22 protein-coding genes and 1 pseudogene are annotated in these 21,730 nt (G+C 65.1%); 14 read left to right on the forward strand and 9 right to left on the reverse strand.

The genetic code is table 11. The features are described from left to right. From tusC to H165_RS0107410, 4 genes are read left to right on the forward strand one after another with little or no spacing between them, the layout of a single operon-like run. Window positions 1–360, forward strand: coding sequence for a sulfurtransferase complex subunit TusC (tusC, locus tag H165_RS0107395; protein ID WP_017938284.1), 360 nt, complete (start codon window positions 1–3; stop codon window positions 358–360). Continuing rightward, a complete protein-coding gene (gene tusB / locus H165_RS0107400; RefSeq protein WP_017938285.1) occupies window positions 360–659 on the forward strand; it encodes a sulfurtransferase complex subunit TusB in 300 nt (99 codons plus the stop codon). The genes tusC and tusB overlap by 1 nt, the downstream gene beginning before the upstream one ends. Beyond that, on the forward strand, window positions 656–991 hold the full coding sequence (locus tag H165_RS0107405; protein WP_017938286.1) for a TusE/DsrC/DsvC family sulfur relay protein: 336 nt from the start codon (window positions 656–658) through the stop codon (window positions 989–991). Before tusB ends, H165_RS0107405 begins: the two co-directional genes overlap by 4 nt. Then, on the forward strand, window positions 988–1,986 hold the full coding sequence (locus H165_RS0107410) for a glycosyl transferase family protein (RefSeq protein ID WP_017938287.1): 999 nt from the start codon (window positions 988–990) through the stop codon (window positions 1,984–1,986). Before H165_RS0107405 ends, H165_RS0107410 begins: the two co-directional genes overlap by 4 nt. Before the next feature lie 43 nt (window positions 1,987–2,029). Here H165_RS0107410 and cysG read toward each other — a convergent pair whose 3' ends face one another. The 6 genes from cysG to ftsK all read right to left on the reverse strand — a co-directional run bounded on the left by cysG (window position 2,030) and on the right by ftsK (window position 9,685). Continuing rightward, entirely contained in the window at window positions 2,030–3,424 is a 1,395-nt protein-coding gene (gene cysG, locus H165_RS0107415) for a siroheme synthase CysG (RefSeq protein WP_017938288.1), read from the reverse strand. Between the two features lie 81 nt (window positions 3,425–3,505). Beyond that, window positions 3,506–4,783 (reverse strand): serine--tRNA ligase, encoded by a 1,278-nt coding sequence (gene serS, locus H165_RS0107420; protein WP_017938289.1) that lies wholly within the window; start codon window positions 4,781–4,783, stop codon window positions 3,506–3,508. 15 nt (window positions 4,784–4,798) lie between these two features. Further along, complete coding sequence (crcB, locus tag H165_RS0107425; protein WP_017938290.1) at window positions 4,799–5,173, reverse strand: fluoride efflux transporter CrcB; 375 nt, start codon at window positions 5,171–5,173, stop codon at window positions 4,799–4,801. Then, complete coding sequence (locus H165_RS0107430; RefSeq protein ID WP_017938291.1) at window positions 5,170–6,492, reverse strand: replication-associated recombination protein A; 1,323 nt, start codon at window positions 6,490–6,492, stop codon at window positions 5,170–5,172. The genes crcB and H165_RS0107430 overlap by 4 nt, the downstream gene beginning before the upstream one ends. Before the next feature lie 7 nt (window positions 6,493–6,499). After that, window positions 6,500–7,126: an outer membrane lipoprotein periplasmic chaperone LolA gene (lolA, locus tag H165_RS0107435; protein WP_017938292.1), complete on the reverse strand. Its 627-nt coding sequence runs from the start codon at window positions 7,124–7,126 to the stop codon at window positions 6,500–6,502. 87 nt (window positions 7,127–7,213) lie between these two features. Then, entirely contained in the window at window positions 7,214–9,685 is a 2,472-nt protein-coding gene (gene ftsK, locus H165_RS0107440; protein ID WP_420493618.1) for a DNA translocase FtsK, read from the reverse strand. A gap of 148 nt (window positions 9,686–9,833) precedes the next feature. Between ftsK and trxB the strand changes: the two genes are divergently transcribed. The 4 genes from trxB to infA all read left to right on the forward strand — a co-directional run bounded on the left by trxB (window position 9,834) and on the right by infA (window position 12,653). Beyond that, window positions 9,834–10,781, forward strand: coding sequence for a thioredoxin-disulfide reductase (trxB, locus tag H165_RS0107445; RefSeq protein ID WP_017938294.1), 948 nt, complete (start codon window positions 9,834–9,836; stop codon window positions 10,779–10,781). Between the two features lie 48 nt (window positions 10,782–10,829). Next, window positions 10,830–11,510: a leucyl/phenylalanyl-tRNA--protein transferase gene (gene aat, locus H165_RS0107450; RefSeq protein ID WP_017938295.1), complete on the forward strand. Its 681-nt coding sequence runs from the start codon at window positions 10,830–10,832 to the stop codon at window positions 11,508–11,510. 54 nt (window positions 11,511–11,564) lie between these two features. Continuing rightward, window positions 11,565–12,272, forward strand: coding sequence for an arginyltransferase (locus H165_RS0107455; protein WP_017938296.1), 708 nt, complete (start codon window positions 11,565–11,567; stop codon window positions 12,270–12,272). 162 nt (window positions 12,273–12,434) lie between these two features. Further along, window positions 12,435–12,653: a translation initiation factor IF-1 gene (gene infA, locus H165_RS0107460; RefSeq protein ID WP_016492441.1), complete on the forward strand. Its 219-nt coding sequence runs from the start codon at window positions 12,435–12,437 to the stop codon at window positions 12,651–12,653. A 60-nt stretch (window positions 12,654–12,713) separates the two neighbouring features. On the opposite strand, the gene clpA is transcribed toward infA, so the two are convergent. Next, window positions 12,714–14,984: an ATP-dependent Clp protease ATP-binding subunit ClpA gene (gene clpA, locus H165_RS0107465; protein WP_017938298.1), complete on the reverse strand. Its 2,271-nt coding sequence runs from the start codon at window positions 14,982–14,984 to the stop codon at window positions 12,714–12,716. A 31-nt stretch (window positions 14,985–15,015) separates the two neighbouring features. After that, entirely contained in the window at window positions 15,016–15,378 is a 363-nt protein-coding gene (clpS, locus tag H165_RS0107470; RefSeq protein ID WP_026146441.1) for an ATP-dependent Clp protease adapter ClpS, read from the reverse strand. 226 nt (window positions 15,379–15,604) lie between these two features. Here clpS and cspD point away from each other — a divergent pair, with 226 nt between their 5' ends. Further along, window positions 15,605–15,874, forward strand: a complete 270-nt coding sequence (cspD, locus tag H165_RS0107475) for a cold shock domain-containing protein CspD (protein WP_026146442.1) — start codon at window positions 15,605–15,607, stop codon at window positions 15,872–15,874. Window positions 15,875–15,935: 61 nt separating this feature from the next. On the opposite strand, the pseudogene H165_RS19950 reads toward cspD, so the two are convergent. Further along, a pseudogene (locus tag H165_RS19950) lies at window positions 15,936–16,346 on the reverse strand (ISL3 family transposase); the annotation flags it as partial. Window positions 16,347–16,828: 482 nt separating this feature from the next. Between H165_RS19950 and H165_RS0107480 the strand changes: the two are divergent. Genes H165_RS0107480 through nuoF form a run of 5 tightly spaced genes read left to right on the forward strand, consistent with a single transcriptional unit; the run spans window position 16,829 to window position 21,624 of the window. After that, window positions 16,829–17,245, forward strand: a complete 417-nt coding sequence (locus H165_RS0107480) for an NADH-quinone oxidoreductase subunit A (RefSeq protein ID WP_017938301.1) — start codon at window positions 16,829–16,831, stop codon at window positions 17,243–17,245. A gap of 10 nt (window positions 17,246–17,255) precedes the next feature. Continuing rightward, complete coding sequence (locus H165_RS0107485) at window positions 17,256–17,930, forward strand: NuoB/complex I 20 kDa subunit family protein (RefSeq protein WP_017938302.1); 675 nt, start codon at window positions 17,256–17,258, stop codon at window positions 17,928–17,930. 60 nt (window positions 17,931–17,990) lie between these two features. Continuing rightward, complete coding sequence (nuoC, locus tag H165_RS0107490) at window positions 17,991–19,772, forward strand: NADH-quinone oxidoreductase subunit C/D (protein WP_026146443.1); 1,782 nt, start codon at window positions 17,991–17,993, stop codon at window positions 19,770–19,772. A 2-nt stretch (window positions 19,773–19,774) separates the two neighbouring features. After that, complete coding sequence (gene nuoE / locus H165_RS0107495; RefSeq protein WP_017938304.1) at window positions 19,775–20,275, forward strand: NADH-quinone oxidoreductase subunit NuoE; 501 nt, start codon at window positions 19,775–19,777, stop codon at window positions 20,273–20,275. Next, entirely contained in the window at window positions 20,272–21,624 is a 1,353-nt protein-coding gene (gene nuoF, locus H165_RS0107500) for an NADH-quinone oxidoreductase subunit NuoF (protein ID WP_017938305.1), read from the forward strand. Before nuoE ends, nuoF begins: the two co-directional genes overlap by 4 nt. Window positions 21,625–21,730: the final 106 nt, after the last annotated feature.

Consider the following 21,730-nt stretch of genomic DNA (forward strand, 5'->3'; position numbering starts at 1 on the left):
ATGGCCAAGTCGCTGCTGATCGTCAGCCGTCAGGCTCCCTGGGCCGGCCCCGCCGCCCGCGAGGCCCTGGACATCGCTCTGGCCGGAGGAGCCTTCGATCTACCCATCGGCCTGCTGTTCCTCGACGACGGCGTATTCCAGCTGGTCGCCGGCCAGCAGCCGCAGCGCATCGAGCAGAAGGACCTGGGCGCCAACCTCCAGGCCCTGCCACTGTTCGGCATCGAATCCCTGTACGCCGCGCGGCACAGCCTCGCCGAGCGCGGACTGACGGAGGAAGCTCTGAGCCTGCCGGTGCAGGTGCTCGACGATACCGGCCTCGCTGCCCTGCTCGACCAATATGACCAGGTGATCACCCTCTGATGGCTACCCTGCACCTGCTTTCCCATTCGCCCTTCGCCGACGGCCGCCTGAACAGCTGCCTGCGCCTGCTCGGCGCCGCCGACGGCCTGCTGCTGTGCGGCGACGCCGTCTATGCCCTGCAGCCCGGCACCACCCAGCTGCAGATCCTGGAGCAGCTGCCTGCAAGCATCGCCCTCTACGTGCTCGAAGAAGACCTGCAGGCCCGCGCCCTGCCAGTGCCGGCGCGCGTCCAGGCCGTGGACTACCCGGCCTTCGTCGAGCTGTGCGGCCGCTACGCCAAGGTGAACAGCTGGCTATGAGCATGCTGAGCCTTGGCGAGCGCCAGATTCCTCTGGACAAGGACGGCTACCTGGTCGACCGGAACGACTGGTCGCCCGAGGTGGCCGAGGCCCTGGCCGCCCAGGAAGGCCTGACCCTGACCCCCGAACACTGGGAGATCCTCGGACTGCTGCGCGACTTCTACGCCGAGTTCCAGCTGTCGCCGGCGACCCGCCCGCTGATCCGCTACGCCGCCCAGAAGCTCGGCCCTGAGAAAGGCAACAGCCTGCACCTGAACGCCCTGTTCAAGGGCACTCCCGCGAAACTCGCCGCCAAGCTGGCGGGCCTGCCGAAGCCGACCAACTGCCTATGAATCCCGCACCGCTCACTCTGGTCACCCCGGAGGAACATCCCTTCGCCCAGTTCGTCCGCATCCTCGGCAAGGGCAAACGTGGTGCCCGCGACCTGACCCGTGAGGAAGCCCGTCAGGCCATGGGCCTGCTGCTCGACGGCACGGTGGAGGACACCCAGCTGGGCGCCTTCCTGATGCTGCTGCGCCACAAGGAGGAGAACGCCGAGGAGCTGGCCGGCTTCACCGAGGCGGTGCGCGAGCGCTTGCCGAAGCGAGACATCGCCGTGGACCTGGACTGGCCCAGCTACGCCGGCAAGAAGCGCCACCTGCCCTGGTACCTGCTGGCTGCCAAATGCCTGGCCGGCCAGGGCCTGCGCATCCTCATGCACGGCGGCGGCGCGCACACCGCAGGCCGCCTGTACAGCGAGCAACTGCTGGAGCGGCTGGGCATCCCGCTGTGCCGCGACTGGGACGAGGCCGCCCGCGCCCTGGACGCCCGGGGCATCGCCTTCGCCCCGCTGGTGGACTGGATGCCGCGCCTGCAGTGGATGATCGACCTGCGCAACACCCTCGGCCTGCGCTCGCCGATCCATTCCCTGGCACGCATCCTCAACCCGCTCGGCGCGCGCTGCTGCCTGCAGAGCATCTTCCACCCCGGCTACCAGGAGCAGCACCGCGAGGCCAGCCGCCTGCTCGGCGACACCGCCCTGGTGATCAAGGGCGAAGGCGGCGAGATCGAGATCAACCCGGACGCCAGCAGCCATCTTTACGGCACCGCCGGCGGGCAGAGCTGGGACGAGGAATGGCCGCCGCTGTCGCCGCAGCGCCACGTCAAGCCCGAGCGACTCGACCCGGCCCGGCTGCAGGCCTTCTGGCACGGCGAGGTGGAAGACGACTACGGCCGGCTGGCCGTGCAGGCCACCATGGCCCTGGCCCTGCGCGGCCTGGGCACGCCGCGGGACGAGGCCCTGGCCCTGGCCACGCAGTACTGGGAAAGCCGCGACCGCTCGCTCTGAGCGCAAAACGAAACGGCCGCCCATCCGGCGGCCGTTTCGCATTTCAGGAAATCTGGGCGTCGCCGCCCTGGGCGCCCTCGAACCAGGCCAGCTTGTCGCGCAGCCTGACCACCTCGCCGACGATCACCAGGGTCGGCGCATGCACCTCATGGCGCGCCACCAGCTCCGGCAGGTCGGCCAGGGTGCCGGTGAACACCCGCTGCTGGCTGGTGGTGCCCTGCTGCACCAGTGCCGCCGGAGTATCCGCGGCCCGGCCGTGGCGGATCAACTGCGCGCAGATCACCGGCAGGCCGACCAGACCCATGTAGAACACCAGGGTCTGCCCCGGCGCAACCAGGTCCGCCCACGACAGATCGGTGCTGCCGTCCTTGAGGTGCCCGGTGACGAAACGCACCGACTGGGCATGATCGCGATGGGTCAGCGGAATTCCCGCATAGGCCGCACAGCCGCTGGCTGCGGTGATCCCCGGCACCACCTGGAAGGGAATGCCGTGGGCGGCCAGTTCCTCGATCTCCTCGCCACCGCGGCCGAAGATGAAGGGATCACCACCCTTCAGGCGCAGCACCCGCTTGCCCTGCCGGGCCAGCTCCACCAGCTTCCGGTTGATCTGCTCTTGCGGCAGGCTGTGCTCGGCGCGGCGCTTGCCGACGTAGAGGCGCTCGGCGTCGCGGCGGCACAGGTCGAGGATCGCCGGGGCCACCAAGCGGTCGTAGAGCACTACGTCGGCCTGCTGCATCAGACGCAGGGCGCGGAAGGTGAGCAGATCCGGGTCGCCCGGCCCGGCCCCGACCAGATAAACCTCACCCAGGGCGCGCGGCGCGGCGCCGGCCAGCCGCTCCTCAAGCAGCCGCTCGGCCTCGGCGGGCTTGCCGGCGAAGACGCTCTCGGCCACCCGGCCCTGGAACGCCTCTTCCCAGAACACCCGGCGCTGCTGAACGTCTGGCAGCAGCTGCTTGACCTTGCCGCGGAACTTCTTCGCCAGAACGGCGAGCTGCCCGTAGGCAGCGGGAATCCAGGTCTCGATCCTGGCGCGTATCAGCCGCGCCAGCACCGGCGCATCGCCGCCACTGGACACTGCCACCAGCAGCGGCGAGCGATCGACGATGGCCGGGAAGATCACCGTGCACAGCTGCGGCGCGTCCACCACATTGACCGGAATGCTGCGCGCCTGAGCATCCGTGGACACCTGGGCGTTCAGCGCCGGATCGTCGGTGGCGGCGACGGCCAGCACCACGCCGTCCAGATCGCTGGCCTGGTAGCCGCGCCGCAAGGTTTCGGTCGCCAGGCCACGCAGCTCGTCATGGACTTCCGGGGCCACCACCCGCAGCGCGGCGCCGGCCCCCGCCAGCAGCCGGGCCTTGCGCAGAGCCACCTCGCCGCCGCCGACCAGCAGCACCGGGCGGCCCTTGAGGTTGTGGAACAGCGGGAGAAAGTCCATGGCGACAGCTCCGGGCGGCAGGCCAGGCTGCAAGCGGAGCTGAAGCGACTTGCAGCCTGGAGCTTGCAGCGGGTTACGGGTTCAGATGACGTCGATGCCGCCCATGTAGGGCTTGAGCACCTCGGGCACACGGATCGAACCGTCGGCCTGCTGGTAGTTCTCCAGCACCGCCACCAGGGTACGGCCCACGGCCAGGCCGGAACCGTTCAGGGTGTGCACCAGCTCCGGCTTGCCGGTTTCCGGGTTTCGCCAGCGCGCCTGCATGCGGCGGGCCTGGAAGTCGCCGCAGTTGGAGCAGGAAGAAATCTCCCGATACTTGTCCTGGCTGGGAATCCAGACCTCCAGGTCGTAGGTCTTGGTGGCGCTGAAGCCCATGTCGCCGGTGCACAGGGCCATCACCCGGTACGGCAGTTCGAGCAGCTGCAGCACCCGCTCGGCGTGACCGGTCAGCTCTTCCAGAGCCTCGAAGGACTTGGCCGGCTCGACGATCTGCACCATCTCCACCTTGTCGAACTGGTGCTGGCGGATCATCCCGCGGGTATCGCGGCCGGAGGCGCCGGCCTCGCTGCGGAAGCACGGGGTGTGGGCGGTGAGCCTGATCGGCAGCTCCTTGGCCTCGAGGATCTCGCCGGCGACGATGTTGGTCAGCGACACCTCGGCGGTGGGGATCAGGTAGAGGTCGGCCTGCTCGCCGCGCTTGATCTTGAACAGATCTTCCTCGAACTTCGGCAGCTGGCCGGTGCCCTGCAGGGTCTGGGCCTGCACCAGGTAGGGGGTGTAGGCCTCCTGGTAGCCATGCTCGCGGGTGTGCAGGTCGAGCATGAACTGCGCCAGGGCGCGGTGCAGCCGGGCGATGGGCCCGCGCAGCAGGGCGAAGCGCGCACCGGAGAGCTTGGCGGCGGTCTCGAAGTCCAGCCAGCCGTGACGCTCGCCGAGGGCCACATGGTCCTTGATCGCGAAGTCGAACTGGCGCGGGGTGCCCCAGCGACGCACTTCGACGTTCTGTTCCTCGTCCGCGCCCACCGGAACCGATTCGTGGGGCAGGTTCGGCAGGCCGAGCAGCACGGCGTCCAGCTCGGCCTGGATGGCGTCCAGTTCCTGCTTGCCCTGAGCCAGCTCGTTGGCCATGCGCTCGACGTCGGCCATCAGCGGGGCGATGTCCTCGCCGCGGGCCTTGGCCTGGCCGATGGACTTGGAGCGCGCGTTGCGTTCGGCCTGGAGCTGCTCGGTGCGGGTCTGCACGGCCTTGCGGCGGGCTTCCAGGCTCTCGATGAGCGCCACGTCCAGCTGGAAGCCGCGAGTCGCCAGGCGCTCGGCCACCATCGGCAGTTCGTTACGAATCAGTTTCGGATCGAGCATGTCGGTTCTCGTCTGTCAGAGTTTGGCGAAAGTCAGCCCCGCCCAGGTGGCGATCAGGCCGCCGAACACGCTGGCACCCAGGTAGCCCAGGGCCGTGGGCAACTGCCCACTCTCCAGCAGGCGCAGCGTGTCGAGGGAAAAGGATGAAAAGGTGGTCAGCCCGCCGAGAAACCCGACGATCAGCCCCGCGCGCAGCTCCAGCGGCACCTCCGGGCGCAGCAGGAACAAGCCGTACAGGTAGCCGATCAGCAGGCAGCCGGCAAAGTTGACCCCCAGGGTAGCCAGGTAGAAGTGCTGCGGCCAGTGGGCATTGACCCAGTTGCCGGCGCAATAGCGTAGCAAGGTACCGAGCGCTCCGCCCGCCGCCACGGCCAGTACCACGCCGATCATGACTTCCTCCGTTGCCGAGGGCTGGCCCTGTCGAGTGCTGCCAAGTGTTCCAGTTTGTCGCGGATCTTCAGCTCCAGACCACGGGGCACCGGCTGATAGTAGCGGCGCGGCTCCAGGGCTTCGGGGAAATAGTCCTCGCCGGCGGCATAGGCGTCCGGCTCGTCGTGGGCGTAGCGGTATTCCTCGCCGTAGCCCAGCTCCTTCATCAACTTGGTCGGCGCATTGCGCAGGTGCAGCGGCACCTCCAGCGAGCCGTTCTCGGCGGCATCGCGCATGGCCGCCTTGAAGGCCATGTACACCGCGTTACTCTTCGGCGCGCAAGCCAGATAGACGATGGCCTGCGCGACCGCCAACTCGCCCTCCGGACTGCCCAGGCGCTCCTGCACGTCCCAGGCGTTGAGGCACAGGGTCAGGGCTCGCGGGTCGGCGTTGCCGATGTCCTCGCTGGCCATTCGTACCACCCGACGGGCGATGTACAGCGGATCGCAGCCGCCATCCAGCATGCGCGCGAACCAGTAGAGGGCGGCGTCCGGGTTGGAGCCACGCACCGACTTGTGCAGCGCGGAGATCTGGTCGTAGAAGGCCTCGCCGCCCTTGTCGAAGCGCCGCCGGCTGTCGCCGAGCAGATTCTGCAGCAGGTCCGGGCCGATGGGGCCGTTGTCCTCGGCCAGGTCAGCGGCGTTCTCCAGCAGGTTGAGCAGGCGTCGGCCGTCACCGTCGGCGGCGGCCATGAGGATCTGGAAGCTCTCCTCGGGCAGGCTCAGGTGGCGCGTGCCGAGCCCCTTCTCCTCCGTGAGGGCGCGGGCCACCAGCCTGCGCATGGCCGCCTCGTCCAGGCTCTTCAGCACGTATACGCGGGCCCGCGAGAGCAGCGCGTTGTTCAGCTCGAAGGACGGGTTCTCGGTGGTCGCGCCGATGAAGATCAGGGTGCCGTCTTCCACGTAGGGCAGGAAGGCGTCCTGCTGGGACTTGTTGAAGCGGTGCACCTCGTCGACGAAGAGGATGGTGCGGCGCCCGTAGGCGGCCTGCTGGCGGGCCACCTCCACCGCCTGACGGATCTCCTTGACCCCGGAGAGCACCGCGGAGATGGTCTCGAAATGGGCGTCGGAGACCTTGGCGAGAAGCTTCGCCAGGGTGGTCTTACCCACTCCCGGCGGCCCCCAGAAGATCATCGAGTGCAGCGCGCCTTGCTCCAGGGCCTCGCGCAGCGGTTTGCCGGGGGCCAACAGGTGTTCCTGTCCGACGTACTCGTCCAGGCTGGTCGCGCGGAGACGGGCGGCCAGTGGCTGGGAGACGGGGGCGTTGCCGAACAGATCCATGACGGGCTCATTCCTGGATGACGTCGACGCCTTCCGGAACCTTGAAGTCGAACTGGCCGGCGTCCACCGGCTGGTTCATCTTCACCCCGAAGAACAGGATGTTGGTGCGCTGACCGACGCTGTCGATCAGTTGCATGTCGTTGATCACACCCTTGCGGAAGGACAGCCGCAGGTTGTCGAACAGGGTGTCCTTGGCCTTCGGCTTCAAGGTGAAGTCGACCACGTCGCCGGCTTCCCTGTGGCTGATCTCGAAGTTCTCGCTGATCTTCGAGACGTCGCCGGACAGCAGCAGCGCCGGAGTGTGGGTCAGGCGCTGGTCGAGGTTCTGGATGGTCACCTGCTCCAGATCCGGGTCGTACAGCCAGACCTTCTCGCCGTTGGAGACCAGCAGCTGCTCCATGGGCTCGTCGGTATGCCAGCGGAACAGCCCGGGACGCTTGAGGAGCATCTCCCCAGCGGTTTCCTGCAGCTGGGTACCCGAACCGTCCAGGGTCAGCTGCGAAAAACGCCCGGCGATGGTCTGCGCCTTGCCCAACAGCTCGGTGAGACGCTGCACGGAAGCCTGGCCGTCAGCCAGGGCCGGCAGGCTGGCGAAGCCGAGCGTGGCGATCAACAACAGGCGGATCAGACGCATGGAAGTCCTCTCTCGAGCGAAGAATGCAAGGAACGGAGTTTACCGGGAGTCGCCGCGCATTGCCTGCCCGACAACGCGCGGGATGTTTCAGTCGCGGACCGGCGCCGGGGCTATGACTTCCCGCGAGCCGTTGCTGTTCATCGGCGATACCACGCCGGCCATTTCCATCGCCTCGATCATTCGCGCGGCGCGGTTGTAGCCGATCTTCAGCTTGCGCTGCACCGCAGAGATGGAAGCCCGGCGCGACTCGGTGACGAAACGCACCGCCTCGTCGTACAACGGGTCGTCCTCGCTTCCCTCGCCGCCTTCGCCGGAGCCGCCCTCGTAGCCGCCGCCACTGCCGCCCTCCTCGGCGCCGGAGAGGATATCCTCAATGTAATCCGGCGCGCCGCGCAGCTTCCAGGCCTCCACCACGCGGTGCACCTCGTCGTCGGAGACGAAGGCGCCGTGCACGCGGATCGGCAGGCCAGTGCCCGGCGGCAGGTAGAGCATGTCGCCGTGGCCGAGCAGCTGTTCCGCGCCGCCCTGGTCGAGGATGGTCCGCGAGTCGATCTTGCTGGACACCTGGAAGGCGATGCGGGTCGGAATGTTGGCCTTGATCAGGCCGGTGATCACGTCCACCGACGGGCGCTGGGTGGCGAGGATCAGGTGGATGCCGGCCGCACGGGCCTTCTGGGCAATGCGGGCGATCAGTTCCTCGACCTTCTTGCCGACGATCATCATCATGTCGGCGAATTCGTCGACCACCACTACGATGGTCGGCAGCGGCTTGAGGTACGGTGGCTCGTCGTCCATCGACTCGCGCTTGTACAGCGGATCATGCAGCGGCGCGCCGGCCTCCTCGGCTTCCTTGACCTTGCGGTTGAAGCCAGCCAGGTTGCGCACCCCCATGGCCGCCATCAGCTTGTAGCGGCGCTCCATCTCGGCCACCGACCAGCGCAGGGCGTTGGCGGCCTCCTTCATGTCGGTCACCACCGGGCAAAGCAGGTGCGGAATGCCCTCGTAGATGGACAGTTCCAGCATCTTCGGGTCGATCATGATCATCCGCGCCTCTTCCGGCGTGGACTTGAAGAGGATCGACAGGATCATGGCGTTGACCCCCACCGACTTGCCGGAACCGGTGGTACCAGCCACCAGCAGGTGCGGCATCTTCGCCAGGTCGGCGATGATCGGCTTGCCGCCGATGTCGTGGCCGAGGGCCAGGGTGACCGGCGACTTGGCCTCGTCGTACTCGGGCGACTCGAGCACCTCGGAGAAGCGCACGATCTGCCGGTCCTCGTTGGGGATCTCGATGCCCACGGTGGTCTTGCCGGGGATCACCTCCACCACACGCACGCTGATCACCGCCAGGGAGCGCGCCAGGTCCTTGGCCAGGTTGGAGATACGGCTAACCTTCACGCCGGCCGCCGGCTGGATCTCGAAACGGGTGATCACCGGGCCGGGATGCACGGACTCCACGGTGACCTCGACGCCAAACTCCTTGAGCTTGATCTCCAGGAGTCGCGACATGGCCTCCAGGGACTCCGGCGAGAAACTCTTCTGCTTCTTCTCGGCGCGGTCGAGCAGAGAAATCGGCGGCAGGGTACCCTCCACCGCGCTGTCCACGAACAGCGGCGCCTGCTTCTCGCGGAGCACCCGCTTGCTGGGCTCGGCCGGCTTGGGCGGTGGCGGCGGGGCAATCACCGGCGCCGGGCGGGTTTCCCGCTCGCTCATATGCCGGCTTAGGGATTCCTCGCGTTCGATGATGCGCTCCTTGACCTTGGCCTGCTCGCGGCGGTCCGGCACCACCGGGGCCACCACCTCGTGGACCCGCTCGTCCACTTCACGCAGTTTGGCCACCAGCTGCTTGCGCTCCTGGCGGGCGTTCCACCAGCGGGTGATCAGCCCCTGGATCAGTTCGATGAGGTCCAGGGTGATCTTGCCGGTCAGGTCCATCACCCTGAACCAGGACAGGTCGGTGAACACCGTCAGGCCGAACAGGAACAGGGCGATGAACAGCAAGGTGCTGCCCTGCACGTTGAGAGCCGCTACCGCCAGCTGGCCGAGGCTCTCGCCCAGGGCGCCGCCGGCCGAGGCCGGCAGATGGGTGGCAGCATTGAAATGGATGTAGGCCAGCGCCGCCCCGGAGAGCACCAGCAGCACCAGCCCCAGCGTTCGCCAGGACAGCAGCCAGCCGCTCCACTGCCAGGGCTCGTGGCGGTTACGGAAGACCTGCCAGGTCTTCACCACTAGCAGCAGCGGGAACACGTAGGCGAAATAGCCCAGCACCATGAACAGGATGTCAGCGAACCAGGCCCCGGCGCGACCGGCAGCGTTCTGCACCTGCTCGACGTTACTGGTATGGGTCCAGCCCGGATCGTTCTGGTCGTAGGTCAGCAGGGCCATCCACAGATAGAGACACAGAGCCCCCAGAGCGATGAGCGCCCCTTCCTTGAGACGAATGGAAAGCTGCTGCCGCCAGGCCGGCACCTGGACGTTGGTGTTCGATTTCTTCAAAACGCGTGTTTTCCTGCACTCATTGCGCGCACTGCGGCCCGGGAAGGCCGAGGCGTGGCCTATTGTACGGCTTTAGCCGCGACATGCCATGTCGAATCCCCGAGACTCTCGCTCCGATCCCGCTTCGTGTAGCATAAGTCGCCAACAACGTCGATGCGGCTCGATTTGAGCATGCAACCCCTTTAGTGACAAAGGCTTATGAGGTGTTTTTATGAGTGAAGTCAAGCATTCACGCCTGATCATCCTGGGCTCCGGCCCGGCAGGCTACACCGCCGCCGTATATGCCGCGCGCGCCAACCTCAAGCCTTTGCTCATCACCGGCATCCAGCCCGGCGGCCAGCTCACCACCACCACCGAAGTGGACAACTGGCCGGGCGACGTCGAAGGCCTCACCGGCCCAGGGCTGATGGAGCGCATGCAGAAGCACGCCGAGCGTTTCGATACCGAGATCGTCTACGACCACATCCACACCGCAGAGTTGCAGCAGCGCCCGTTCGTCCTCAAAGGCGACAGCGGCACCTACAGCTGCGACGCGCTGATCATCGCCACTGGCGCTTCCGCCCAGTACCTCGGCCTGCCCTCCGAGGAAGCCTTCGCCGGCAAGGGCGTCTCGGCCTGCGCTACCTGCGACGGCTTCTTCTACCGCAACCAGGTGGTCTGCGTGGTGGGCGGCGGCAACACTGCCGTGGAAGAGGCCCTCTACCTGTCCAACATCGCCAAGGAAGTCCACCTGATCCACCGCCGTGACAAGCTGCGCGCCGAGAAGATCCTCCAGGACAAGCTGTTCGACAAGGCCGCCAACGGCAACATCCGCCTGCACTGGAACACCACCCTAGAAGAGGTTCTCGGCGATGCCAGCGGCGTCACCGGCGTGCGCATCCGGAACATCGAGACCGACGCAACCTCTGAGCTGCAGCTGGCCGGAGTGTTCATCGCCATCGGCCACAAGCCCAATACCGAGCTGTTCAAGGGCCAGTTGGAAATGCGCGACGGCTACCTGGTGGTCAAGGGCGGCAGCGAAGGCAACGCCACCGCCACCAGCATCGAAGGCGTTTTCGCCGCCGGTGACGTGGCCGACCACGTCTACCGCCAGGCCATCACCTCGGCCGGCTCTGGCTGCATGGCGGCGCTGGACGCCGAACGCTACCTCGACGCCTAAGTGGTCGCGGCGGGCGCTACGGCGTCCGCCCTCCCCTGCCCTTCGCCCATGCTGACCTGGCTGAAGCGCGACTCCCTGGAGTTTCCGCCTCTCGAGAAAGCCCTGCGCGAGCCCAACGGCCTGCTCGCCGCCGGTGGCGATCTGCGCGCCGAGCGGCTGATCCGCGCCTACCGGCACGGCTGCTTCCCCTGGTACCAGGCCGGCCAGCCGATCCTCTGGTGGTCTCCCGACCCGCGCACCGTGCTGTTTCCCGCCGAGCTGCACGTCTCGCGCAGCCTGCGCAAGTTCATCCGCCAGGAGCACTACCGGGTGACCTTCGACCACGACTTTCCCGCCGTGATTCGCGCCTGCGCCGCGCCGCGCGCCTATGCCGACGGCACCTGGATCACCGACGAGATGCGCGAAGCCTACGTGGAGCTACACCGCCTGGGCATCGCCCACTCGGTCGAGGTGTGGCGCGGCGACGATCTGGTCGGAGGACTCTACGGCCTGGCCATGGGCCAGCTGTTCTTCGGCGAATCCATGTTCAGCCGCGCCGACAACGCCTCTAAGGTCGGTTTCGTGGCCCTGGTCGAGCAGCTAAAGAGTTGGGGCTTCGTTCTGATCGACTGCCAGATGCCCAGCCGGCACCTGCACAGTCTGGGCGCCCGCTCCATTCCCCGCCGCGAATTCGCCGCCTGGCTGGCCCGCCACCTGGATGCTCCCAGCGGCGCCGACTGGGCCGTCTAGGCGAGCCCCACCCCCTGACCTACACTTAGGACGAGGTCAATCCGAGGCACGACCATGACCGAACTGGCCCGCCTGAAGTTCTACGCGACTCAGCCCCACCCCTGCAGCTACTTGGCCGATGAGCAGGCAACCACCCTGTTCCTCGACCCCAGCCAGCCGATGGACGTGAACCTGTACGCCGAACTTTCCGAGCTGGGCTTCCGGCGCAGCGGCGACCACCTCTACCGCCCGCATTGCCAGCGCTGCACCGCGTGCATCCCGGCGCGAATTCCGGCCACCGGCTTCACCCCCAACCGCCAGCAGCGGCGCATCATCAAGCGCAATGCCGATCTACAGGTACGCGCCGTGCGCCCAGCCTTCAACGAGGAGTATTACTCGCTGTACATGCGCTACATCGAGCAGCGACATGCCGACGGCGACATGTATCCACCGAGCCGCGACCAGTTCTGCACCTTCCTGGTCCGCGACCTGCCCTTCGCGCGCTTCTACGAGTTCCGCCTCGCCGGACGACTGATGGCCATCGCCGTCACCGACGTGCTCCCCAATGGCCTGTCGGCGGTCTACACCTTCTACGATCCGCAGGAGGAGCGCCGCAGCCTTGGGCGTTACGCCATCCTCTGGCAGATCGCCGAAACCGCCCGCCTCGGCCTGCATGCGGTCTACCTGGGCTACTGGATCAAGAACTGCCGGAAGATGAGCTACAAGACCCAGTACCGGCCGATCGAACTGTTCGTCAACCAACGCTGGGTCACCCTGACCTGAAACCCGCGGGCCGCAAGGTTCCACCCATCGCCAGCGAAGGCGGGAGCCAGCGAACCAGGGGGCCTTGGCGCAGAAGCTCGTTTCGTGCACAATGCACGCCGCATTTTTGGCCCGAAAAATCAGCATCCCGGGCCATTCATTGAATACCGAGGGCACTATTGCATGTCGAAAGAAGACAGCTTCGAAATGGAAGGTACTGTCATCGACACCCTCCCCAACACCATGTTCCGCGTGGAGTTGGAGAACGGGCATGTCGTAACCGCGCACATCTCCGGCAAGATGCGCAAGAACTACATCCGAATTCTGACTGGCGACAAGGTCCGCGTCGAGCTGACCCCATACGACCTGAGCAAGGGTCGCATCACCTACCGCGCCCGCTGAACGCCAGTCGAAAGAACGCCCGGCACATGCCGGGCGTTTTCATTCAGGCGACAATACGGCTCAGGCCGGCTCGGCGACTATCTCGTACTCGAAGCTCAACTCGTCGCCCTTCAGGTCGATGTGCACCACGCCGCCATGCTCGGCCAGCTCGCCAAAGAGGATCTGCTCCGCCAGCGGACGCTTGATCTTGTCCTGGATGAGTCGCGCCATCGGCCGTGCGCCCATCTGCGCGTCGTAGCCCCTCTCCGCCAACCAGCCACGCGCCGCATCGCTGACTTCCAGGGTGACGTGCTTGTCCTCCAGTTGCGCCTGCAGTTCGGTGAGGAACTTGTCGACGATGCTCTTGATCACTTCATGACTCAGGCGGCCGAACTGAATGATGGCATCCAGACGGTTGCGAAACTCCGGAGTGAAGCTCTTCTTGATCACTTCCATGGCATCGCTGGAGTGATCCTGCAGGGTGAAACCGATCGAAGCCCGTGCCGCGGTTTCCGCACCGGCGTTGGTGGTCATGATCAGGATGACGTTGCGGAAGTCCGCCTTGCGCCCGTTGTTGTCGGTCAAGGTGCCGTGGTCCATCACCTGCAGCAGCAGGTTGAAGACTTCCGGGTGGGCCTTCTCGATCTCGTCGAGCAGCAGTACGCAGTGCGGAGTCTTGGTGATCGCCTCGGTGAGCAGGCCTCCCTGGTCGAAACCGACGTAGCCCGGAGGCGCGCCGATCAGCCGCGAGACGGTATGTCGCTCCATATACTCGGACATGTCGAAGCGCACCAGCTCGATGCCCAGGGCGCGAGCCAACTGGCGGGCCACCTCGGTCTTGCCGACCCCGGTAGGGCCGGCGAACAGGAAGGAGCCCACCGGCTTGTCCGGGGCCTTCAGGCCGGCCCGCGACAGCTTGATCGCCGTTGACAACGAGTCGATCGCCGCATCCTGGCCGAACACGGTGAGCTTGAGGTCGCGGTCGAGGTTGCGCAGCAGCTCCTTGTCGGAGCTAGTGACGCTCTTCGGCGGAATCCGCGCAATCTTCGCGACTATGTCCTCCACCTGGGCCACATCGATACGCGCCACGCGTTTTTCCGGCGGCTGCAGGCGCTGGTAGGCACCCGCCTCGTCGATCACGTCGATGGCCTTGTCCGGCATGTGCCGGTCATTGATGTAACGTGCAGACAGCTCGGCGGCGGCGCGCAGCGCCTCGTCGCTGTACTCGATGTTGTGGTGCTGCTCGAAGCGCGCCTTGAGACCGCGCAGGATGCCCACGGTGTCCTCCACCGATGGCTCGGTGATGTCCACCTTCTGGAAGCGCCGGGCCAAGGCCCGGTCCTTCTCGAAGATGCCGCGGAACTCTTGGAAGGTGGTCGAACCGATGCACCGGATCTCCCCGGAGGAGAGCATCGGCTTGAGCAGGTTGGAGGCGTCCATCACCCCGCCTGAAGCCGCCCCGGCACCAATGATGGTGTGGATCTCGTCGATAAACAGGATGGCGTGCGGTCGCTTGCGCAGCTCGTTGAGCAGTGCCTTGAAGCGTTTCTCGAAGTCACCACGGTACTTGGTGCCGGCCAGCAGCGCGCCCAGGTCCAGGGAATAGACCACACTGTCGATCAGCAGATCGGGCACCTGGCCGTCGACGATGCGCTTGGCGAGACCTTCGGCAATGGCTGTCTTGCCGACGCCGGCCTCGCCGACCAGCAACGGGTTGTTCTTGCGCCGCCTGGCGAGGATCTGCGCCACCCGCTCCACCTCGTGCTCACGGCCGACCAGCGGGTCGATACGCCCCTGGCGGGCCAGCTCGTTGAGGTTGCTGGCATAGGCGTCCAGCGGATTGCCCGCAGTGGAAGTCTCGCCGCCATCCTCGTCCTGCGTGTCCTGGTCGTGTTCGTTGTGCTCGTTGTGGCCGGGCACCTTGGAAATGCCGTGGGCGATGAAGTTGACCACATCAATGCGGGCAATGTTCTGCTGCTTGAGGAGGAACACCGCCTGGCTTTCCTGCTCGCTGAAGATCGCCACCAGCACGTTGGCGCCGGTCACCTCGCGCTTGCCGGAGCTCTGCACGTGGAACACGGCGCGCTGCAGGACGCGCTGGAAGCCGAGGGTCGGCTGGGTCTCGCGCTCCTCGTCATGCTGCGGGATCAGCGGAGTCGTGGAATCGATGAACTCCTGCAGGTCGTGGCGAAGCTTGTCCAGATTGGCACCGCAGGCGCGCAGGACGCTGGCTGCGGCTTCGTTGTCGAGCAGAGCCAGCAGAAGGTGCTCGACCGTCATGAACTCATGACGCTTGGTACGCGCCTCCTTGAAGGCCAGGTTGAGTGTGACTTCGAGCTCGCGGTTTAACATGGCTTCACCTCATACCCCAAACGGTCGCGAATCAACCGTCCTTCTCTATCTCACACAGTAGCGGATGCTGGCTCTCTCGGGCGTACTGATTGACCTGCATGGCCTTGGTTTCAGCAATGTCGCGAGTGAAGACCCCACATACGGCCCGCCCCTGCGTATGAACCGTCAACATGATCTTGGTCGCCAGTTCCCGATTCATGTTGAAGAACATCTCCAGCACTTCAACTACGAAGTCCATTGGGGTGTAGTCGTCATTCAGGAGGATCACCTTGTACAGCGGTGGCGCCTGCAGTTTCGGCTTGGCCTCCTGCACTGCCAGTCCGGTGGAGTCGTCCCCGTGGGACGCAGGATGATCCTGATTGAATGTTAGTCGAATCTGGCTAGTTGAACGCATGGCTGCTTGAAAGGTCGATGTCGGGGTAATCAAGGCTGCAGATGGGATTCTGATCCATGTGGCGGGCACTCGTCGCCTCGCCTTGACTATCGGCAAAAGGGTGTTACAAACAGAGATACCCATACATGGGTATCAGGAGTTCCGCGCCTCATCCCAAGCGGTCAGTTGAGCGGAATCATTGTGGATGATACTCCAGCGATGGAGTCCTTTGCAGAGGGATATCAGAATGCTTAGCGGTAAGGTCAAGTGGTTCAACAACGCCAAGGGCTACGGATTTATCCTGGCAGACGGCCGAGATGAGGACCTGTTCGCCCACTACTCGGCTATCCAGATGGAGGGCTACAAGACACTGAAGGCAGGCCAGCCGGTAAGATTCGATATCGTCCAGGGGCCGAAGGGGCTGCACGCAGTGAACATCTGCACGACCCCCGCCACCAGCGAAACGCCGGCAACAGCTGCTGCTCCCCAGAAGCAGGACTCTACCGTCGAGGCCTGATCTCCTGCTCCGCCACCTGCCCCCTACCCAGCGCTCCGGGGGATGAGTGCCGAGTCCTGCAGCGCGAGCGCTTGATGACCTGACGTTGTGCGGGCGCACTGCGCAAGGCATTGGCCTGATCGACGCGCACCCGCTCGATCACCTAGCGGGCAATGCCGTAAAAGGTCATAGACCACTTCGACGCTCGGGCACTGGGCATGCGCTTCCAGATCGAACACGGTACTCATATTCATCGCGACCGCCTCGATATGTCCCCAGCCCTCTTTGCCCAGCCCTTCGAAGAAATGGCCGGATCGCCTCGCGACCGTTGCCTTTGTCCACCCACAGCACACTCGGCATCCATGATCACCGTTGCGTAGCGGTGCCCCTTGTGCAGCGCGAACTCGTCCATCACCAACCGACGCACGCCCTGCGCATCGAAAGCACCGTGACGGACCTGCAAACGCCGATGGTCGACGCACTTGATAGTGTGAGCGACCACATGCGGACGGTAAGAAGGGCTTCAGAGAGGCGCAGCCCCAGAAGACCACGCTCAACACAGCATCACGCATGGCGGGGCATAGGAAGGAGATCGACTGGCCTGGCGACTGCCAATCCACCAACCTCCGAACCGCCAACCACTACCCCCCCCCCCCCCCCGGATTGCGCGAAGAACCAAAGAAGAGCCGCAAGTAAGAATAAATATCATTCTCCATAATCAAAACCGGACCATCCCGGCTAAAACACGACCATACTACTAAGGAAGGATTTTGCCCGTAGGGCCCGTCATTTCTGGCCTTGTGCCTGCCTGGCGGGCATCAACTGGACCGTCAAGTTAATTTTTTATAAGGAAAAATTTACTTGTCGCGGCAGACACGCATAGAATTAGAAGCTTAGATCGACGGCTAGCAGACCCCGTCAAAAAGATAATTACGAATCTCGATTCGCCGCCTCTTGTTTTTAAGGAGCCACGGCATGTCCGCTGAAGCTATTGCTGCCATGTCCCAGAACTGGGGCCTCGCCATTTTCCTGTTGGGTGTCATCGGCCTGTGTGCCTTCATGCTCGGCGTCTCCAGCCTCCTCGGCAGCAAGGCTTGGGGCCGCAGCAAGAACGAGCCCTTCGAGTCCGGCATGCTCCCAGTCGGCAGCGCTCGTCTGCGCCTTTCTGCAAAGTTCTATCTGGTCGCGATGCTCTTCGTGATCTTCGACGTCGAAGCCCTGTTTCTCTTCGCCTGGTCGGTGTCCGTACGCGAAAGCGGCTGGGCCGGCCTGATCGAGGCTACCGTTTTCATAGCAATTCTGTTGGCAGGTCTTGTCTACCTTTGGCGCATCGGGGCGCTCGACTGGGCTCCCGAAGGGCGTCGCAAGCGGCAGGCGAAGCTAAAACAATGAGGCTTTGGCGATGCAATACAAACTCACCAGGATCGATCCGGATGCGCCCAACGAGCAGTATCCGATCGGCGAGCGGGAGACCGTAGCAGATCCCCTCGAGGGTCAGGTCCACCGCAACATCTTCATGGGCAAGCTCCAGGACGTGCTGACCAATGCCGTCAACTGGGGCCGCAAGAACTCCCTGTGGCCGTACAACTTCGGCCTGTCTTGCTGTTACGTGGAGATGACCACCGCCTTCACCGCGCCGCATGACATCGCCCGCTTTGGCGCCGAGGTGATCCGTGCATCACCCCGCCAGGCTGACTTCATGGTCATTGCCGGCACCTGCTTCATCAAGATGGCGCCCATCATCCAGCGTCTCTACGAGCAGATGCTCGAACCCAAGTGGGTCATTTCCATGGGTTCCTGTGCCAATTCCGGTGGCATGTACGATATTTACTCGGTCGTTCAGGGGGTCGACAAGTTCCTCCCTGTGGACGTTTACGTACCCGGCTGCCCTCCACGCCCCGAGGCCTTCCTGCAGGCTCTGATGCTGCTGCAGGACTCCATCGGCCAGGAGCGCCGCCCGCTGTCCTGGGTCGTCGGCGACCAAGGCATCTACCGTGCCGAAATGCCGTCGCAGAGGGAACAGCGCCGTGAACAGCGTATCCAGGTAACCAACCTGCGCAGCCCCGACGAAGTGTGACATCGGCTTTCCACAAGAAAGCCCGCTCACCCTTTACGTTGACTGATAGCGACCGAGACCATGACTGCAGACAGCGCTCTGTACATTCCGCCCTACAAGGCTGACGATCAAGACGTCGTCGTTGAACTCAACTCCCGCTTCGGCGCCGAAACTTTCACGGTTCAGGAGACTCGCACCGGCATGCCGGTTCTCTGGGTGCCGCGCGAGAAGCTCATCGAAGTCCTGACCTTCCTGCGCCAGCTTCCCAAACCCTATGTGATGCTCTACGACCTGCACGGGGTCGACGAGCGTCTGCGCACCCAGCGCCGCGGTCTACCGGCCGCCGACTTCTCAGTGTTCTACCACCTGATGTCGCTGGAGCGTAATAGTGACGTAATGATCAAGGTCGCCTTGTCCGAGAACGACCTCAACCTGCCTAGCGTCACCTCCATCTGGCCCAACGCTAACTGGTACGAGCGTGAAGTCTGGGACATGTTCGGCATCCGCTTCACCGGCCACCCGCACCTGTCGCGCATCCTGATGCCACCGACCTGGGAAGGTCATCCGCTGCGCAAGGACTACCCGGCGCGCGCCACCGAATTCGATCCTTTCACCCTGACCCGCGCCAAGCTGGAGCTGGAAGAGGAAGCGGCGCGCTTCAAGCCGGAAGACTGGGGTATGAAGCGCCATGGCGAGCATGAGGACTACATGTTCCTCAACCTCGGCCCCAACCACCCCTCCGCCCACGGCGCCTTCCGCATCATCCTGCAGCTGGACGGCGAGGAGATCATCGACTGCGTACCGGACATCGGCTACCACCACCGCGGTGCCGAGAAGATGGCCGAGCGCCAGTCCTGGCATAGCTTCATCCCTTACACCGACCGCATCGACTACCTCGGCGGGGTGATGAACAACCTGCCCTACGTCCTGGCAGTGGAGAAGCTGGCCGGCATCACCGTGCCGGACCGGGTCAACGTCATCCGCGTGATGCTCGCCGAATTCTTCCGCATCACCAGCCACCTGCTGTTCCTCGGCACCTACATCCAGGACGTCGGGGCCATGACCCCGGTGTTCTTCACCTTCACCGACCGTCAGCGTGCCTACAAGGTGATCGAGGCGATCACCGGCTTCCGCCTGCACCCGGCCTGGTACCGCATCGGTGGCGTGGCCCATGACCTGCCGCGCGGCTGGGACAAGCTGGTCAAGGAGTTCGTCGACTGGCTGCCCAAACGCCTCGACGAATACGAGAAGGCCGCCCTGCAGAACAGCATCCTGCGCGGCCGTACCATCGGCGTCGCCCAGTACAACACCAAGGAAGCCCTGGAGTGGGGGGTCACCGGCGCCGGCCTGCGCGCCACCGGCCTCGACTTCGACCTGCGCAAGGCCCGCCCCTACTCCGGCTACGAGCACTTCGAGTTCGAAGTGCCGCTCGGCCACAACGGCGACGCCTACGACCGCTGCATGGTCCGTGTCGAGGAGATGCGCCAGAGCATCCGCATCATCGAGCAATGCCTGAAAAACATGCCGGAAGGTCCCTACAAGGCTGACCACCCGCTGACCACGCCGCCGCCGAAAGAGCGCACGCTGCAGCACATCGAAACCCTGATCACCCACTTTCTGCAGGTCTCCTGGGGCCCGGTGATGCCGGCCAACGAGTCCTTCCAGATGATCGAGGCGACCAAGGGGATCAACAGTTACTACCTGACGAGCGATGGCGGCACCATGAGCTACCGCACCCGCATCCGTACGCCCAGCTATGCGCACCTGCAGCAGATTCCCTCGGTGATCCGCGGCAGCATGGTGGCTGACCTGATCGCGTACCTGGGCAGCATCGACTTCGTTATGGCCGACGTGGACCGCTAACCATGAGCCAGGCAACTCTCATTCAGACCGACCGTTTCGTCCTCAGCGACAGCGAACGCACTGCCATTGAGCACGAAATGCATCACTACGAGGACCCCCGCGCGGCGTCCATCGAGGCCCTGAAGATCGTTCAGAAGCACCGCGGCTGGGTGCCGGACGGCGCCATCCCGGCGATCGGCGAGATCCTCGGCATTCCCGCCAGCGACGTGGAAGGCGTGGCTACCTTCTACAGCCAGATATTCCGCCAGCCGGTGGGCCGCCACATCATCCGCGTCTGCGACAGCATGGTCTGCTACATCGGCGGTCACGAGTCCGTCCTGCAGGCGATCCAGAAAGAGCTCGGTATCGGCCTCGGCCAAACCACCGCCGACGACCGCTTCACCCTGCTGCCGGTATGCTGCCTGGGCAACTGCGACAAGGCCCCGGCGCTGATGATCGACGACGACACCTACGGCAACGTCGAGCCGGGCAGCGTGGCGCAACTGCTGGAGGCCTACCCATGAAGAAACTGACTTCCTTCGGGCCGGCCAACCTGATGGCCCGCAGCCCGGAAACTCACCCGCTGACCTGGCGCCTGCGCGAGGACGGCCAGCCGGTATGGCTGGAGGAATACCAGGCCAAGAACGGCTACGCAGCGGCGCGCAAGGCGCTAGCCGAGATGGCCGCCGACGACATCGTCCAGGTGGTCAAGGACTCCGGTCTCAAGGGCCGTGGCGGCGCAGGCTTCCCCACCGGGGTCAAGTGGGGCCTGATGCCCAAGGACGAATCCCTCAACATCCGCTACCTGCTGTGCAACGCGGACGAGATGGAGCCGAACACCTGGAAGGACCGCCTGCTCATGGAGCAGCTGCCGCACCTGTTGATCGAGGGAATGATCATCAGCGCCCGGGCCCTCAAGGCCTACCGTGGCTACATCTTCCTACGCGGCGAATACGTGGACGCGGCGCGCAACCTCAACCGCGCCGTCGAGGAAGCCAAGGCCGCCGGCCTGCTCGGCCAGAACATCCTCGGCAGCGGCTTCGACTTCGAACTGTTCGTCCACACCGGTGCCGGCCGCTATATCTGCGGCGAGGAAACGGCGCTGATCAACTCCCTGGAAGGCCGTCGCGCCAACCCGCGCTCCAAGCCGCCCTTCCCCGCCGCCGTCGGCGTCTGGGGTAAGCCGACCTGCGTGAACAACGTCGAGACCCTGTGCAACGTGCCGGCCATCGTCGGCAATGGCGTGGACTGGTACAAGTCGCTGGCCCGTCCGGGCAGCGAGGACATGGGCACCAAGCTGATGGGCTTCTCCGGCAAGGTGAAGAACCCGGGCGTCTGGGAAGTGCCCTTCGGCATCACCGCCCGCGAGCTGCTCGAGGAGTACGCCGGCGGCATGCGCGACGGCTATCAGCTCAAGTGCTGGCAGCCCGGCGGCGCCGGTACCGGCTTCCTGCTCCCGGAACACCTGGATGCGCAGATGTACGCCGGCGGCATCGGCAAGGTCGGCACCCGCATGGGCACCGGCCTGGCACTCGCCGTGGACCACACCGTGAACATGGTCTCGCTGCTGCGCAACATGGAAGAGTTCTTCGCCCGCGAGTCCTGCGGCTGGTGCACCCCGTGCCGCGACGGCCTACCGTGGAGCGTGAAAATCCTCCGCGCCCTGGAGCGCGGCCAGGGCACCCCCGAAGACCTCGACACCCTGCTGCACCTGGTCAACTGCTTGGGCCCGGGCAAGACCTTCTGCGCCCACGCCCCCGGCGCCGTGGAGCCGCTGGGCAGTGCGATCAAGTACTTCCGGCACGAGTTCGAGGCGGGCGTGGCCCGGCCGCAGGGTTCGGCCGAAGCCAAGCCGCAGGCGGTTGGCGCTTAGCGATTAGCTGGACGGCACGCAGGACGTTGGTCAGGCCATTCCCCTGCGTGCCGCAGTACAAGAATTCCCATTAGCCAAACCCGTTTCGACGGGTAGATGAAGACTG

Source organism: Pseudomonas thermotolerans DSM 14292 (genome assembly GCF_000364625.1).
In the GTDB taxonomy this organism is placed as follows: Bacteria; Pseudomonadota; Gammaproteobacteria; order Pseudomonadales; family Pseudomonadaceae; genus Aquipseudomonas; species Aquipseudomonas thermotolerans.

Coding starts and splice junctions, on each gene's coding strand:
- crcB (WP_017938290.1), bottom strand. CDS start 5,173: ATGATCGGCGTGGTACTGGCCGTGGCGGCGGGCGGAGCGCTCGGTACC.
- H165_RS0107480 (WP_017938301.1), top strand. CDS start 16,829: ATGTCCGCTGAAGCTATTGCTGCCATGTCCCAGAACTGGGGCCTCGCC.
- clpA (WP_017938298.1), bottom strand. CDS start 14,984: ATGTTAAACCGCGAGCTCGAAGTCACACTCAACCTGGCCTTCAAGGAG.
- nuoE (WP_017938304.1), top strand. CDS start 19,775: ATGAGCCAGGCAACTCTCATTCAGACCGACCGTTTCGTCCTCAGCGAC.
- clpS (WP_026146441.1), bottom strand. CDS start 15,378: ATGCGTTCAACTAGCCAGATTCGACTAACATTCAATCAGGATCATCCT.
- H165_RS0107405 (WP_017938286.1), top strand. CDS start 656: ATGAGCATGCTGAGCCTTGGCGAGCGCCAGATTCCTCTGGACAAGGAC.
- H165_RS0107430 (WP_017938291.1), bottom strand. CDS start 6,492: ATGGATCTGTTCGGCAACGCCCCCGTCTCCCAGCCACTGGCCGCCCGT.
- lolA (WP_017938292.1), bottom strand. CDS start 7,126: ATGCGTCTGATCCGCCTGTTGTTGATCGCCACGCTCGGCTTCGCCAGC.
- tusC (WP_017938284.1), top strand. CDS start 1: ATGGCCAAGTCGCTGCTGATCGTCAGCCGTCAGGCTCCCTGGGCCGGC.
- aat (WP_017938295.1), top strand. CDS start 10,830: ATGCTGACCTGGCTGAAGCGCGACTCCCTGGAGTTTCCGCCTCTCGAG.
- H165_RS0107410 (WP_017938287.1), top strand. CDS start 988: ATGAATCCCGCACCGCTCACTCTGGTCACCCCGGAGGAACATCCCTTC.
- tusB (WP_017938285.1), top strand. CDS start 360: ATGGCTACCCTGCACCTGCTTTCCCATTCGCCCTTCGCCGACGGCCGC.
- cspD (WP_026146442.1), top strand. CDS start 15,605: ATGCTTAGCGGTAAGGTCAAGTGGTTCAACAACGCCAAGGGCTACGGA.
- infA (WP_016492441.1), top strand. CDS start 12,435: ATGTCGAAAGAAGACAGCTTCGAAATGGAAGGTACTGTCATCGACACC.
- cysG (WP_017938288.1), bottom strand. CDS start 3,424: ATGGACTTTCTCCCGCTGTTCCACAACCTCAAGGGCCGCCCGGTGCTG.
- serS (WP_017938289.1), bottom strand. CDS start 4,783: ATGCTCGATCCGAAACTGATTCGTAACGAACTGCCGATGGTGGCCGAG.
- H165_RS0107485 (WP_017938302.1), top strand. CDS start 17,256: ATGCAATACAAACTCACCAGGATCGATCCGGATGCGCCCAACGAGCAG.
- nuoC (WP_026146443.1), top strand. CDS start 17,991: ATGACTGCAGACAGCGCTCTGTACATTCCGCCCTACAAGGCTGACGAT.
- nuoF (WP_017938305.1), top strand. CDS start 20,272: ATGAAGAAACTGACTTCCTTCGGGCCGGCCAACCTGATGGCCCGCAGC.
- H165_RS0107455 (WP_017938296.1), top strand. CDS start 11,565: ATGACCGAACTGGCCCGCCTGAAGTTCTACGCGACTCAGCCCCACCCC.
- trxB (WP_017938294.1), top strand. CDS start 9,834: ATGAGTGAAGTCAAGCATTCACGCCTGATCATCCTGGGCTCCGGCCCG.